The organism is Prosthecobacter sp. (assembly GCF_020439865.1).
GTDB lineage: Bacteria > Verrucomicrobiota > Verrucomicrobiia > Verrucomicrobiales > Verrucomicrobiaceae > Prosthecobacter.
The window spans coordinates 105050-119879 of the sequence record NZ_JAGRPF010000103.1; the positions used below are offsets into that span (position 1 = coordinate 105050).

11 protein-coding genes are annotated in these 14830 nt (G+C 59.2%); 8 read left to right on the plus strand and 3 right to left on the minus strand.

The window, feature by feature from the left end; translation table 11 throughout:
- Positions 1-93: 93 nt before the first annotated feature.
- On the minus strand, positions 94-3264 hold the full coding sequence (locus KDL09_RS11455; protein ID WP_294384870.1) for a UvrD-helicase domain-containing protein: 3171 nt from the start codon (positions 3262-3264) through the stop codon (positions 94-96).
- 46 nt (positions 3265-3310) lie between these two features.
- Positions 3311-4192, minus strand: coding sequence for a DMT family transporter (locus tag KDL09_RS11460; protein WP_294384871.1), 882 nt, complete (start codon positions 4190-4192; stop codon positions 3311-3313).
- Positions 4193-4431: 239 nt separating this feature from the next.
- Here KDL09_RS11460 and bamA point away from each other — a divergent pair, with 239 nt between their 5' ends.
- From bamA to KDL09_RS11500, 8 genes are all read left to right on the plus strand, one after another.
- A complete protein-coding gene (gene bamA / locus KDL09_RS11465) occupies positions 4432-6780 on the plus strand; it encodes an outer membrane protein assembly factor BamA (RefSeq protein ID WP_294384873.1) in 2349 nt (782 codons plus the stop codon).
- A 60-nt stretch (positions 6781-6840) separates the two neighbouring features.
- Entirely contained in the window at positions 6841-7470 is a 630-nt protein-coding gene (locus tag KDL09_RS11470; protein WP_294384876.1) for an OmpH family outer membrane protein, read from the plus strand.
- Between the two features lie 87 nt (positions 7471-7557).
- Positions 7558-8619 (plus strand): UDP-3-O-(3-hydroxymyristoyl)glucosamine N-acyltransferase, encoded by a 1062-nt coding sequence (lpxD, locus tag KDL09_RS11475; protein ID WP_294384877.1) that lies wholly within the window; start codon positions 7558-7560, stop codon positions 8617-8619.
- A gap of 75 nt (positions 8620-8694) precedes the next feature.
- The gene (gene trpB / locus KDL09_RS11480) at positions 8695-9921 is read left to right on the plus strand and encodes a tryptophan synthase subunit beta (protein ID WP_294384879.1); all 1227 of its coding nucleotides are present in this window, start codon (positions 8695-8697) and stop codon (positions 9919-9921) included.
- A gap of 5 nt (positions 9922-9926) precedes the next feature.
- Positions 9927-10643: a hypothetical protein gene (locus KDL09_RS11485; protein ID WP_294384881.1), complete on the plus strand. Its 717-nt coding sequence runs from the start codon at positions 9927-9929 to the stop codon at positions 10641-10643.
- A 2-nt stretch (positions 10644-10645) separates the two neighbouring features.
- Positions 10646-11074: a hypothetical protein gene (locus tag KDL09_RS11490; RefSeq protein ID WP_294384882.1), complete on the plus strand. Its 429-nt coding sequence runs from the start codon at positions 10646-10648 to the stop codon at positions 11072-11074.
- An 8-nt stretch (positions 11075-11082) separates the two neighbouring features.
- The gene (locus tag KDL09_RS11495) at positions 11083-11673 is read left to right on the plus strand and encodes a class I SAM-dependent methyltransferase (RefSeq protein WP_294384884.1); all 591 of its coding nucleotides are present in this window, start codon (positions 11083-11085) and stop codon (positions 11671-11673) included.
- 69 nt (positions 11674-11742) lie between these two features.
- Positions 11743-13989 carry a tetratricopeptide repeat protein gene (locus KDL09_RS11500; RefSeq protein WP_294384885.1) on the plus strand — a complete coding sequence of 749 codons (2247 nt, stop codon included), beginning with the start codon at positions 11743-11745 and terminating at the stop codon, positions 13987-13989.
- A gap of 79 nt (positions 13990-14068) precedes the next feature.
- Here KDL09_RS11500 and KDL09_RS11505 read toward each other — a convergent pair.
- The coding region (locus tag KDL09_RS11505; protein ID WP_294384888.1) for a ribonuclease E/G at positions 14069-14830 on the minus strand (762 nt) is incomplete at its 5' end.

A 14830-nucleotide genomic window follows, 5' to 3' on the forward strand; every position in this document is an offset into this window, starting at 1 on the left:
CCGAGATGGCAATGATGCGCGGATTCCATGCCAGTGCTAGAGCGGTCACACAAGTTTTTGCATCACCAAAGGCGCGGTGAATTCACAAAAAGATCAATTTACATCCACGAGACGAGAATTCCGCGTGAACAGCAGCGCGCATTTGATGCGTTCCGTCGGGAGACCCGTCAGCCGTGCCAGCGCCTTTTGGTAAAGGACGATCTGAGGCCGGTAGCCCGCCACTTTTTCCGCCAGCGAGTTTTCGTCGGCCACATCGTCAGTTTTAAAATCGATCAGCCGGACCGAATCGCGCAGCACTACGACGCGATCGAACACACCGCTGATCCAGCTCCCATCGTGAATCAAATCAAATGGCCGTTCACGCCACGCCTCCGCCTCCGCAGAAGGCCGGGTGAAGGCAAAATCGGCGGCCTCTGAAGCCAGAACCCCGCGCACCATAGACACCGCCGTTTTTTCAATCTCGTCACCACGCAGCAGTCCCGACGCACGCCAGAGTGATTCGAGATCCTCCATGCTCGAGTCGGCGTCCCACCACTCCACCCGGGCCAGCAGCTCATGAACCAGACTTCCCAGCCTGCGCCCCGGCTCACGGCCCGCACTGAAGAGGACGCTGCCCTTGACCTGAAAATCTTCCTCCCCCGAAGGCGTCACACGCTTTGCCATGGGCTGAAACTCGCGCAGCAGCTCGCCCAGCGGCCGGCCCGCCGTTTTCACGTCTGCATATTCGGGCTTTTCACCCTTCAAGTCGGCAAACCACTGCGCATCGCCCGTCTCCCATTCGTTCAGGTATCCGTGATGCTCCTGCCCGTCGCCCGCCACACCGAGCATCCGGCGCAAAAACTGCGATTCCTTCATGGCCGCGTCCTCCTTCTTCGGCGGCGGCTCCGCGATCAGATAAAGGCCGCATTTGGCACGTGTCATCGCCACATAAAGGCGGCAGAGCGACTCAAAGCCCGAGCGCTGCTTCGAAGTCTCCATCTCTTCATTCAACGCCTCATGCAGCGGTGCAAAGATACGTGGCGGCTCCTGCAAAACCCATGAGATGCCCCGCCCGTCACGATTTACGATCAGCGAGCGGCGGCGCACCTGGTTCATTGCCTCTCCGTCCAGATCGGGCAGCAGGACGACATCAAACTCCAGCCCCTTGGCCTTGTGAATCGTCATCACCTGCACCGCACTCGCCGCACCGCGCACCTGCATCGGCATATCACGCGCGTGTTGCAGAAACTGATCGATGTCGCGTGAACCACCCGCGTCGAATTCGGCGGCGATTTCGCCGAATTGCCGAAGTCGCAGTTCGTGAAACGCATCCATCTCCGGCAGCAACTCCCGCAGAAGGCGGGTCCAGACTTCGGTAAAACCGACAAACCCGCGTTCGAACACGGATTCGCGCACCTGATGACAGGTGAGCGGCCAGCCCTGGCCTGCAGAATCGATCTGCGTCCACAACGGCGTCATTTTAAGATGTTCCAGCGCCAGCGTGTCGGCCGGATGGGCTGAAAGCTGAAGCAGCGAAAGCAGGGCCAGCGTCACGGCATTGTCCGTGGCCGGATACTGCTGTGACTCGCAGACGACCTCCATGCCTGTTTCCGTGCGGAGTTCCTCGGCGATCTCGTTGGCCTTTTTGTTTCCGCGCACCAGCACGGCGCAGCTCAAACCGCGCTCCAGCGGACGGATCTCATTGAGCAGCGACACCAAGGCGGGCGTGGTGGACGGATTGCGCACGCCTTCTTCCTTCGGCACGCTGAGCAGCGCCGCATAACCGGCGAGTCTTTGATTCCGTTCCGCTGCTTCGTGTTTTTTGAATGCGAACCCGGAGGTGCAGCCCGGCAGGAGCGATTCAATGCCCTCCTTGTTTTCAAACACCGCATTCACGGCGCTCAACACCGGCGGAGCACTGCGAAAAGACTGGCTGAGTGTCTGCGGCTCCAGGCCGTCTTCGCCTCGATGCGGCCATTCACGCACCACATCGTCAAACAATCCGGGCTCCGCCTGCCGCCAAAGATAGATCGACTGCTTCGGATCGCCGACGGCGTAGAAACTGCGGCGTCCGCTGTCATCCTGCATCACTTCGTCCACCAGCCCCCGCACCACATTCCACTGCACGCGGCTGGTGTCTTGAAACTCGTCGAACAGCCAGTGATCGTAACGACCATCGAGCCGGAACCACAGGTCACCGCGCTCGTGATCCATCCACCCGGCGCCGCCTTGGGTTGCCTCCGCCAGCAGTCGCTGCACGTCGGCAAAAGAGAGCCGGCCACGCGAACGCACGCGACGCGCATACTCGGCTTCATAGAGCTCCATCAGTGCAGCCATGCCCCGCGTGCGTTGCGCTCGGCACTTGATCTCGTTTTTCAGAAGCGCCTCGGCCACGCGCACCCACGCTCGGGCGGCTTCACCGAAGACCGGGTTCTTGCCGCCCCCCCATGTGACGACGGCATTTCCGGCACGAAGTTCCCGCCATGAAGCGGCCGACTTCTTCAGGAAGTCTTCCACACGGTCTTCCGGCTTGTGTCCGGGCTCCAGTTCGGCAGCCAGGGACAGCAACTGTTCCATGAACTCCCCGCTCTTGGGTCTGGCTGGAACAAAATGATTTCTTAATTCGTCCAGCGCCGCGGCAAGATCGTCGTCCTCGCTGATGTCGAGAGCAGGAAGCGCCCCCCACTGCGAAATACCTTCACTGTCGAGCCAGGTGGCGTGGTGATCGTTGATCCAGGATTCCAGGCTGTCCACAGCGCTGCGCTCCTCGACTCCAAACGTCGCTTGTTTGAAACCTTCGAGCAACGCACGGCCCGCCGCATCGTCGCGCGAGGAATGGATGCGCTCCAGCAGCGCATCCAGCGCCTCATGGCGGGCCTGGGCCGCTTCGTTTTCAGCCATCACACTCGCCCCCAGCGGCAGCCCAAGCTCGAGTGGAAAACAAGCTGTGATGTTGGCGAAGAAACTGTCCATCGTCCCGAGCCGCAGCCGGTGCAGCCGCTGGGTGACCTGGCGCAACAGCACGGCAAACTCTGGCCATAAGACCGGCTGTGGAACCATGCCCGCCAGATATTCCTCCGGCTTTTCCTGATGCTGCGAGAGTGCGGAGAGACGCTGCAGAATGCGTTGGAAGAACTCGCCCGCCGCTTTACGGGTGAAAGTCATCGCCGCGACAGCCTCCGGCGGCTGCCCAAGAGCTAGCAGATGCAGATACCGCCGCACAAGCTGGTACGTTTTGCCAGAACCTGCAGAGGCGGAGACGAGGATGTGGCGGAGGCGGTTCACGCGTGACGACGATGCAAGCCCACGCGACACATCATGTCCAGCACTCTCACTTTTCCACCCAGCGCCGGATCCACGGCAGGGCGAGCACGACTGAAACAATGATTCCCGCGCCGAAGTAAAAGCCCACGCTCATGAATTCGGCTTTTCCAAACACCAAGGCGGCGAGAATGATGCCGTAAACGGGTTCCATGTTGTAGACAACGTTCACGGTGAAAACACTGACCCGCCTCAGCGCGTCCATGAAGCCCGCATACGCCGCCACGGTGCAGACCAGGGCAAGCACCACAACCCACAGCGCGGAAGAAGAGTTCGGCAACGAAGGGGTGATTCCATTCTCAAGCAAAGGGCGCGAAAGCAACGCCGCCAGACAGGCGCCAGTCATTTGGTAGAGGCCGATGACGCTCCAATGCGTGTCTTTGGCGACCTGCTGCTTGCTCAGGGTGGCAAAGAATGCCGCAAGCACCGCGGCCCCAAGGGCGACGGAAAATCCGAGCCAGTAGCGAACCTCGACTTCGTAGATCAGCCACACCGCTCCGACCATGACCGCTCCGACGAGAAGTTCGGACAACCGCCAGCGCCTTGAGCCATCGATGAGCGGTTCGATCAACGAGCACCACAGCATGGCGGTGGGCATCACCGCGAGGCAGACGGAGGCCGTGGCAAGCCGGGCCGACCAAAAGAACAAAATCCAGTGCAGACCTAGCACAACACCGACACCGAGCATCGCCAATACTCTCCCCCTGGCAGGCCGGAGAGAATGCCCCATCAACCCTGCAAGCACTGCAAAACCGACAGCAGCAAGCAAGGTGCGCCACACGACGACATCAACAGGAGGCAGCAGGATGAGCTTGCCTAAAATCGCCGTGAGCCCCCAGGCCAGCACCACAAGGTGCAGCTGAAGATAGGTGCGCGCGTTTGAGCGAGGCATGGGTCGGGCGGTCATACTGTCCGGCAACCCGCAACGTGGAAAGACAATGTTGGAGTTGTAAGCGAAACAAACCGACCGCCGGCCCTGTATCAGTAATGCGAATTCTGGGTGCCCTGGCCCCCGAACTTACACCTTGACGTTGAGCGGCACGGAAGCAGTAATGCACGCTTGTCGTACGCCCGTTCAAGCGCACCACCTCCGCCCAGTCCCCTTCCCGTCTGCCCACTCCGCCCCTGCCTATGAATTACGGATCCCTCTCCCTGACTCGATTGACGCTATTCTCCGCGGCGGTCATCGCACTTTTGATCACCTCACCTCAACGAGTTCAGGCACAGTCGGTCATCCCTGTGGCGCCCACGGCCAAGAAAATCGTGAAGGATGTTCAGATCATCTTCAAAGGTGCGATCAAGCTGGATGAGAACCGCATCCGCAGCCAGATGTCCACCCGCGTGGGACAGCCCTTCACAAATGAGGCGGTCGAACGCGACATCCGTGCCCTCTACAGCACAGGCACGGTGGAGAATCTGGACATTCGCGCCGTGGACGTCGCGGGCGGCGTGCGAGTGATCGTGGAGATCATCGGCCGCGGGGGCATCGGCGAGATCAGCTTCCTGGGCAACACTGCTTTCGACAACGAAAAGCTTCGCAAAGAGATCGAGGTCAAAGTGGGCGACCCGGTGGATGACGGCAAGCTTTCAGCGGCCCAGCAGAAGATTGTGACGCTGTATGAGAAGAAGGGGTTTTCCGACGTGACCGCGAGCTATGATGTCGTGCCTTCAACCCGTGAAGGTTTCTCCAGCGTGATTTTCAAGATCGACGAGGGTGCCCGCGGCATCATTCATGACATCCGCTTCGAGGGCAACACCGCCATCAAATCCCGGGTGCTGAGAGGCAAGATCAAATCGAAAGAGCACCACGTCTGGAATCTCTGGGGAAAAAAGGGAAAGCTGAACAATCAGGATCTGCAGGAAGACATCAAGAATCTTGAACAGGCGTTCCAAGATCAAGGTTATGTGTACGCCAAGGTGACGGAAATCCGACGCGAACCCGTTTCCGCCAAGCAGATGGATCTCGTGTACGTGATCAACGAGGGGGCCAAATATGACGTCTCGGGTGTCAACCTTTCCGGCAACACGATCTTCACCCAGGATGCCCTGATGGCAGGGATCAAGACCGAGCCTGGATTCCCCTACGTGGGCAGCTTCGTGAAGGCTGATGAAAAGATGATCCAGGACTACTATGGTTCACGCGGTTATGCGGATGCGAGAGTGGAAACCAGCATTCTGGAGGCAGGGCCCGGCCAGGTCACGGTGGCCTATCACATCACCGAAGGAACCAAGTCCTACATCAGCAAGGTGAACATCTCCGGCAACTCCGTCACGAAGGACGAAGTCATCCGTCGCGAACTCCCCTTTGCCCCCGGTGAGGAACTCAACACGGTCAAGATTGCCGCCGGCAAAAGCCGTCTGGAAAACCTAAACTACTTCAGCATGGTGGACATCCGTAACACCCCCTCGATTGCCGAAGGGTACAAGGATGTGGACATCAATGTGGCGGAGCAGTCGACCGGCACGGTCAACTTCGGCGCAGGCTTCAGTTCCATCGACAGCATCACCGGCTTCATTCAGGTGACTCAGACCAACTTCGACATCAGCGACTGGAAAGACTTCCGGGGCGGCGGCCAGCGATTCAACGCCAACCTACGCGCGGGCGCCCTCCGCCGGGACGTCAGCTTGAGCTGGACAGAACCATGGTTCATGGGCCGTGAACTGGCCCTCACCGTTGAGGCGTTCTATCATAACCTCTACTACCTCTCGAACCGTTTCAACCAAACCAACGTCGGAGCTTCTACGGGCCTGCGCAAACGGCTGGGTGAGCACTCATACGTTGAGGGCACCTACACTCTTCAGCAGGTCACCATCGACGGCATCGCGAACGGCTCCACCCCGTTCATCACCGGTGAGGCGGGCAACTACCTCCAGAGCAAAATCGATGTGAACTGGGTGCATGACACCCGCGATAGTGTGTTCATCACACGCAGTGGTCACAAGCTGGAGGCCGGCGCCCTGATCTCGGGCCTGGGAGGAGATGTTCAGGTCTATGGAATGAACGTGGGCGGCCAACAGTATTTCAATCTGCCGGGAGACACCATTTTGAGTTTCGAAGGCATGTTCCGGACTGTAGAAAAGTGGGGCGGCAGCCGCGTTCCCATCTTCGAACGCCAGTTCCTCGGCGGCGCCAACAACCTGCGTGGTTTCAACTACCGCCATGCCGGCCCCAAAGACGCCACTGGAGAACCCCTCGGGGGCACGACCTCGGTCTATGCCACCAGTGAGTTTTCCATCCCAGTGCACATCACAAGCAATTCCGACAAATCGCCTCGTGTGGTCGTATTCGGCGACATCGGCACCGTCAGCGGCGCCATAGGAGCCACCACAGGCGATGGCGACATTTACTCTGACGTTGGCCTGGGTGTGCGTCTCTTCCTGCCCGTCGGCCCGATCCGCATTGACTATGCGGTGCCGATGTCCAAAGACCAATATACCGGTTCTGGGCGCTTCCAGTTCAACATGGGCTACAAGTTCTAGCGCCATGTTTCAGACATTTTGTTTGTCTGCCCCTTCAATCCCGTTCAAACTACCCCTCTTATGATTCGTAGCGCGTTCATCGCTTTCATCCTTGCCACCTTCACCCTTCAGGCCGCCGATCTCAAAATCGGTGTCGTGGACATGTCCAAAGTCTTTCAAGAATTCCACAAGACGAAGTCCGCGGCAGAGAAGTACAAGGGCAACTACGAAAAGGCCGCCCAGGAAATGCAGGAGCGGCAGACGGTTTACAAGAACCTCGCTGCTGAGGCCCAGAAGCTGCAGAAGATGGCGCAGGATCCGATCATCACCCCCGATCAGCGCAACAAATATGCCGCCGAACTCGGTGAAAAAGTGAAGGAGATTCGCTCCATGGAAATGGAGATGCAGGAGTTCGCCGAACGCCGTCAGACTCAGCTCAAGCAGGAGGACATGCAGATCCGCAAGGGGCTCTACGAAGAAATTCTCGTCGTCGTCCGTGATCGCTCCAAGGCCGACGGGTATGACATCGTCTTCGACAAGACCGGGGTCAGCCTTTCGACCGTCCCCATCATTCTCCACGTCAAGGAAGGTGCAGCGACCGACCTCACTGATCAGTTGATCGTCGAGCTCAACAAAGACGCTCCGCCTCCTGGCGCAGACCCAAAGAAACAAGATGCCGAGGCTCCCAAGGCCGAAGAACCGAAAAAATAATCGGCGTCAGTCAAAATTCCAAGGGCACGCCGCAAGAAATTGCGACGTGCCCTTTTGATTTTCACCGCAATCATACATCATCGTCCAATGAGCAATTCCATCACTCTGCAGAAACTGGCTGAATTGGTCGGCGGAGAACTCTGGCGAGGAGAGCCGGATGATGTGATCACCGGCTTGAATTCGATCACGGAAGCAGCCCAAGGGGAGGTCACCTTTCTCGGCAACCCCCGCTATCTGCCCGCGCTCAAGACCACGCGAGCATCGGCTGCACTCGTGAAGGAGGATCTGGCGGCGCAGGATGCACGGGAAGGGCTGGCGCTCATTCGCGTCAAAAACCCCACGGTCGCGTTCTCGTCGGTGATCCGTTGGTTCGGACCGCCCGCTCCTGCGTTCGTGCCAGGCGTCCATCCCACTGCCATTGTCGCACCTGATGCCAAGTTTGATCCGGAAAAGGTCAGTATTGGCGCCCATGCGATCATCGAAGAAGGTGTTACCATAGGCGACGGCACCGTCATTCATCCTGGCACTTTTGTGGGCCGCAGTGTTCGCATCGGGGCAAATTGCACGCTGCATGCCAACAGCATCATCAATGAGCGTTGCGTCCTCGGCAATCGCGTTATCCTGCACAGCGGCGCCGTCATCGGCAGTGACGGCTTCGGCTACGAACTCGTCAAAGGCCGCCATCAAAAGATCGAACAGGTCGGTATCGTCCAGATCGACGACGACGTCGAGGTCGGCTCCTGTACCACCATCGACCGTGCGCGTTTTGGCCGCACGTGGATCGGGGAGGGCTGTAAAATTGACAACTTGGTGCAGGTCGCTCATAACGTCGTCCTCGGGAAACACTGCATCTTGTGCGCACAGACCGGCATCTCCGGCAGCAGCCGCCTCGGCAATTACGTCACGACGGCCGGGCAGGCGGGAGTGACGGGCCACCTGGAGATTGCGGATCAGATCATGGTCCTCGCCAAGGCTGGCGTCACTAAAAGCCTCACGGAGGCTGGCGCTTACGTTGGCTTCCCTGCAAGGCCGATCGCAGAAGGGCGCAAAATCATGGCCGGGGCAGCCCGCATCCCGGAGTTAATCGAACGCGTGCGCGAACTGGAGAAAAAGCTCGCCGAACTCGAAGGTAAAGTCGCCAAGGAGTGATCCTGCGGCAGCGCGGAGCCAGATTGCAGCGTGACGTTGCCAAGAATGGCATTCGTTCTATCTTCCCCTCCCCCCATGAACGCCGCCTCCATTCTTCCGCTACCAGTGATGCCCGACGCCCACGGCCACTTCGGCCAGTACGGCGGCATGTTCGTGCCTGAAACGCTCATGGCGGCGCTTTCCGAACTGTCCGACCACTATGAGAAGGCCAAGGCCGACCCTGCCTTCCAGAAAGAGCTCGACCGCCTGCTCCACGAATACGTCGGCCGCCCCACGCCGCTGTATTTCGCCGAACGCTGGACCGAGAAACTCGGCGGCGCCAAAATTTATCTCAAACGCGAGGACCTGCTGCACACCGGCGCGCACAAGATCAATAACGCCCTCGGCCAGATCCTGCTCGCGCAGCGCCTCGGCAAGAAGCGCATCATCGCAGAAACCGGCGCCGGCCAGCACGGGGTCGCCACCGCCACGGTTTGCGCACGCTTTGGCTTCGAGTGCGTCATTTACATGGGCAAGGTCGATATGGAGCGCCAGGCGCTCAATGTCGCCCGCATGCGCTTCCTCGGCGCGGAAGTGCGTGCCGTCACTGCAGGGCAGGCCACGCTCAAGGAAGCGGTGAACGAGGCCATGCGCGACTGGGTCACCAACGTGCGCACCACGCATTACATCCTCGGTTCCGCTCTCGGTTCGCATCCGTTCCCGATGATGGTGCGCGATTTCCATCGCGTCATCGGAGTCGAGGCACGTCGGCAGATCTTGGAACGCGAAGAACGTCTGCCCGACCTCCTCGTCGCCTGCGTTGGCGGCGGCAGCAACAGCATCGGCCTCTTCCATCCCTTCCTGAACGACAAGGACGTGCGCATGACCGGCGTCGAAGCCGGTGGAGACGGCATCATTCCTGAACGCCATGCCGCACGCTTCCAAGGCGGTCGTCTCGGTGTCCTTCAGGGCACCAAGACCTGGCTGCTCGCCAATGCCGACGGACAGATCGAGCTCACGCACAGCGTCAGCGCCGGCCTCGACTACGCCGCCATCGGCCCCGAGCACGCCTGGCTGCACGACCAGGGCCGTGTCACCTACAATTTCGCCACCGATGACGAAGCGCTCGCCGCCTTTCAGGAACTCAGCCAGGTCGAGGGCATCATTCCAGCTCTCGAAAGCTCCCATGCCATCGCCGAGGTCAAAAAAGTGGCCCCCACGATGCGCAAAGACCAGATCATCCTCGTCAATCTCAGCGGACGCGGAGACAAAGACGTCGCCCAGGCCGCGCGCATGATCTTCGGCGAGGAATTGAAGTTCTGATCGGCATGAAAGCGTGGATCATGGTCTTTTGCGTGGGTGCGTTCGCATGCGACGGCGCATTCGCAGAAGCCAGGCGCATCCACGTGTTCGTCGCACTCGCGGACAACGAGCATCAAGGCATCGCCAAGGTGCCGGTGAAAATCGGGAATGGTGATGACGCGGAGGAAAACCTGTATTGGGGGAATTCAGAGGGCTTCAAGGCGGTTTTCAGTCACAGCAAGATGTGGAAGCTCGAAAAGGCCGAGGCCAATCCCACCCCTGAAATCCTCGACCGCCGTTCGTATCGACATGTGTCTAAGGACTGCATGCTCGTTGCCGAGGCTTGGCGTGGAAAGAACATCCACCAATGCCTTGAGGCTTTCTTCGCCAGTTTGCGCGACCGCAAAAGCGACCTCACGGCCTTCATTGGTCACAACGGACTCATGGACGAGCCCGTGAGTGTCGCCATCCTCGATGTCTCGATCAAGCCCACCGACGCCATCATCCTCTGCTGCCTCAGCGGCAGTTACTTCAAACCGCATCTCGAAGCGTTGAAAGCACGGCCCGTTCTCACCACCGAGCAGCTCATGTATCCCGGATCCTTCCTGCTGCGTGATGCGCTCGAAGTCTGGCTGCGTAACGGCACGCGTTCGGAAATCCGCCTGGCGGCTGCGAAGGCGTATGCCACCAATCAAGACATCTCCATCAAAGCCGCGACGGGTGTGTTTACCAAGCTTGAGTAAACATGAGCGAAGCAGCTATCGGTTCCAAGTCGTTGAAGAATTGCTGTTGCGGCTGCCTGGGACTCTTCGCGTTGTTTGTCGTGTTTGCGCTAATCGTCTTCGACGGACGCATCTTCTGGACGAAGGCCGCCGCGATTGAAACAGCCTGCAAATGGTCCAGAATGCTACCTCCGCCAGTTCCTGCAGATCAGATTGACGTCAAAGTTCAGGGCAGTGGATTCACCCGCACCTTCATCGTCACCTTCACATCGAAACCTGACATCATACTTCGGTGGTTATGGGCGTCGTCTGGAACAGAGGTAGAGTTCAGTTCGATTCACGAACTCGAAGATCAAGTCATTCAGGTGGCTCCTGGTGACAGAGCCATGCATGCGGAAATCAGGATTTCTAACAATGGCACCGAGGTTGCCATTGAGACTTGGTGGAGCTAAACAGCCCCATGCAGCCCCCCAATCCCATCCAGGAGGACATGGCGAAGCTGAAATCGCTTCTCCAGGACTCGCTGTCGCCGCATCTGCAGGCGGCGCAGAGGGACATGCGGATTTTAAATCTGGCCTGCGGGCGTTGTGATGAGGCGGAGACGCTCATTCAGGTCGGCTCCGATCTCACACAGGGTGGTTCTGTCGAAATGGTGGGCGCAGACATCCGCATCCGTGAAATCCGTCAGGCCCGTGAAACGCACCGGCACCTGCCGGCGCAGTTTTTGATCGAAGACGCAACGAAGATCGATGAGCACAAACAGCTCGGAGACGACTTCAATATGGTCTTCATGCGCCATCAGAACTTTTGGCACGGGCAGGAGCTGTGGAAGAAAATCTTCGACCAAGGGATCGCCAAACTGCGACCGGACGGAATGCTCGTCATCACCAGCTACTTCGACGTCGAGCATCGGCTGGCTTTGAGGGCGCTTGAATCTCTGGGCATGGAGGTGGTGAGCAACCGGCGGAACAAGGCCAGCCGGGCCCTGAAGGACGCCCCGGGCAAGTCTGTGGACCGCTGGGTGGCCGTTCTTCGTCGGAAGCAGGCCTGAGACACGGTGCCAAGAGCATTTACAAGGTCCCCGCGAGGCGGTAAACTCCGCCCCCTTCCCCAAAATTCCATGAATCGTCTTCTTTACGTCTTCACCCTCATGGCGGCGCTTGTCCTGGCCGCCCCGGTGTCGCATGCGCAATCCATTGATGCCAGCAGCGAGGTGGCGGACCAGTACTTCCGCGGTTTCGTGCTCAACAACGAGGCCGCCAAGCTCGAAACCGGCGGTGATTTCACTCTCGCGCAAACCAAGTTCAAACAGGCCGGTGAGATCATGGACAGCATCGCCCGCAATTATCCGACCTGGCAGCCGGAGATGCGCGCCGCACGTCAGCAGAAGATTCAGGATGCCCTCACACGGATCGAGGCACGGCTCTCACAAGCGCAGACCGTTGCAGCAATGCCATCCCCTTCCCCCATGGTTGCTCCGGCTCCAGCGCCGGCCGCATCTCCCTCCACCATCCCTGTTCCAGGCGTATTGGCACAGCCAGTGCCCGCCGCGCCGTCCGCTCCCGGAGCCTTGCCCAGCCTCAGCGACATGCTCAGCCAGTGGGAGCAGATGTACAAGCAGCGAATCCTGGAACTGGAGACCAAAACCAACCAGCAGCAGCTTGATCTCGGCAAATGGCAGAACTGGTATCAGTGGGCCTCTGGCGAAATAACCACCGCACGCACACAAAGCGATGCTCTGGGAAAAAAGGCGGCCGCATTGGAACAAAGCATCATCGCCATGGGCAAGGATGTGGAAGAAGGCCGCGCGGCACAGGCCCAGCTCGGCAAGCTGATGGAGGAAAAAATGGCGGTTGATCTGGAGATGCGCAAAAACGGCCAGCGTCTCGTCGCTGCCGAAGCAGCTGCAAAGGAGGCTTCGGAGAAACTCGCGGACGTCTCCACCCGCATCGCCGTTGTCGAACAAGAGCGTAACAACATCCTCAAAGAGCGCGACTCTGCCCTGAAGCAGCGTGACGACGCGGTGAAGCAGCAGGAAGCCGCCGTCAAGGAACGCGACGCCGCCAGTGCCCGCAGTCTTGGTTTGCAGGCGGAGCTGGACGAGGCCAAGAAAAAAATCGACAGCGCCGAGATCAAGCGCCTAGTCGCGGCAGGTGAACGCCTGAAGACCAGTGAACAGGAAGTGAAACGCCTCACCGCTGAAAATGTGCGGCTGAAGACCGGCAGCGAAGAAATGAAACGGCTCCTCGCCGAAAATGAACGGCTGAAAAAAGAGATCGAGGCCGCTCAAAAGCAGGTCGAAACGCTCAAGGCCGATGTCGGCCGCAAAGATCAGGAAATCGTCGCTCTGCGCGGCCAGCTTACCGGCCTGCAGACCCAGATGGCCGAACTGCGCAAGGAAAGCGCCGCCTACCAGACGCAGGTCGCAGAACTTACGAAGCAGCTCAAAGACGTCCAGTCGGGCATGGACACCAAGATCGCCACCACACCCGAACTGACACAGGAAAACGAGATGCTGCGGGGCATCATCATGCGACAGCTTCGTGCGCAGCACCGCCAGCAGGCGGCCAAGGATCTCATGATCGCTGAGCTGCAGAAAATGGAGAGCGCCTCGAACGATCTCGTCAAACAGGTCGAGGAGATGAAGAACGCTCGCATGATCCTGACACCGGACGAAGAAAAGCTCTTCTCAGACCCGGTGGTGCGTGAGCTGCTCGGCCCGAACGGTGTTCAGGCCACGCTGATCGCCAACGCATCTGCGGACAGCGACAAGAAAGCCGCGCCCCCAGCGCCCGGCTCCGTCGACAAACTCATCACCGAGGCCAACGAGGCCTACATGGGAAAGGACTTCGAACGCGCTGCTCGGATCTATCAGGACGCCCTGCGTGCCGAGCCCAAAAACGTCACCGCCCTCATCGGCCTCGGAATCACACGCCAGCGTGAAAACAAACACGCCGATGCCGAAGTGGCTCTCCAAAAGGCCCTGGCATACGATCCTGCAAACGAGCCGGCGGCCTTTGCTCTCGGGGTCACCTACTTCAAACAGGAACGCTGGAAGGACGCAATGACCTATTTCGAAAAGAGCCTCGCCAAACGCCCCGACAACGCCAGCGGCCGGCATTATCTAGGCATCATCGCCACCAAGCTCAGTCTGATCGAACGTGCCGAACGTGAGTTCAAGACCGCACTCGCCATCGACCCGGCCTACGGGGAAGCCCATTTCAACCTTGCGGTGCTCTACATCACCTGGGATCCGCCGCAGTGGGACAAGGCGCGCTTTGAGTATTCTGAAGCCATCAAGAAGGGGGTCAGGCCTGACGCCAACCTCGAGAAGCTGCTCGAGGGCGGCAAGGTTTCCCAACGTTGAGGAACGGCGGACAGCTTGCCCGCCGATTCCTTGAATGCTGACAAGCGTGACCGAATGGTGACACGCCACCCTGCCCAAATCAGGGACGAATCTCTTCTCCCGTAGTCGCATTCGCGAGCATGATCTGCTCGCGGTGGAAAGCAGGATCGCTGCGGAAGGTGAGGCGTGCCTGATATTTGCGTTCGAGATCGACGAGATGCTCTCCGTCCTCGGTTTTGAGACGGTTCATCACTTCCGGGTGAACGACGACAATGAGGCTCTTCTGATCCTCCTTGGCGCGACCCAGCACGGAGACGAGACGGCGCTGCAGTTCCACGCTCATGGTGAGTGGGGTTTTGACCTGCCCGTGACCTTTGCAGTACGGACAGTCTTCGTAAAGAGTGGTTCCAAGGCTTTCATTGAGACGCTGACGGGTCATCTCCATGAGTCCGAACTGCGAGATGGGCAGAACCTGTGTCTTGGCCTTGTCACGCTTCAGGTGTTCCAGCATGAGCTTGTAAACGGCCTGCTGATCACGGCGGTGCTTCATGTCGATGAAGTCCACCACGATGAGGCCGCCCATGTTGCGCAGGCGGAGCTGGCGCGCCACTTCGGCGGCCGCTTCGAGGTTGGTCTCCAGCAGCAGCTTGTCCACGTCCTTGTGGCCTTTGTTGCGCCCTGTGTTGACGTCGATGGACACCAAAGCCTCGGTCTGATCGATGACGATGTATCCGCCGCATGGCATCCACACCTGGCGATAGAATGCGTTGTCGATCTGTTTCTGGATGCCGTAGTGCTCAAAGATGGCGCCCTGTCCTTGGTAGAAATTGATGCGGCGCTTCGCGCGGCCCGAGATATGAGC

Coding starts and splice junctions, on each gene's coding strand:
- KDL09_RS11460 (WP_294384871.1), bottom strand. CDS start 4,192: ATGCCTCGCTCAAACGCGCGCACCTATCTTCAGCTGCACCTTGTGGTG.
- bamA (WP_294384873.1), top strand. CDS start 4,432: ATGAATTACGGATCCCTCTCCCTGACTCGATTGACGCTATTCTCCGCG.
- KDL09_RS11470 (WP_294384876.1), top strand. CDS start 6,841: ATGATTCGTAGCGCGTTCATCGCTTTCATCCTTGCCACCTTCACCCTT.
- lpxD (WP_294384877.1), top strand. CDS start 7,558: ATGAGCAATTCCATCACTCTGCAGAAACTGGCTGAATTGGTCGGCGGA.
- trpB (WP_294384879.1), top strand. CDS start 8,695: ATGAACGCCGCCTCCATTCTTCCGCTACCAGTGATGCCCGACGCCCAC.
- KDL09_RS11485 (WP_294384881.1), top strand. CDS start 9,927: ATGAAAGCGTGGATCATGGTCTTTTGCGTGGGTGCGTTCGCATGCGAC.
- KDL09_RS11490 (WP_294384882.1), top strand. CDS start 10,646: ATGAGCGAAGCAGCTATCGGTTCCAAGTCGTTGAAGAATTGCTGTTGC.
- KDL09_RS11495 (WP_294384884.1), top strand. CDS start 11,083: ATGCAGCCCCCCAATCCCATCCAGGAGGACATGGCGAAGCTGAAATCG.
- KDL09_RS11500 (WP_294384885.1), top strand. CDS start 11,743: ATGAATCGTCTTCTTTACGTCTTCACCCTCATGGCGGCGCTTGTCCTG.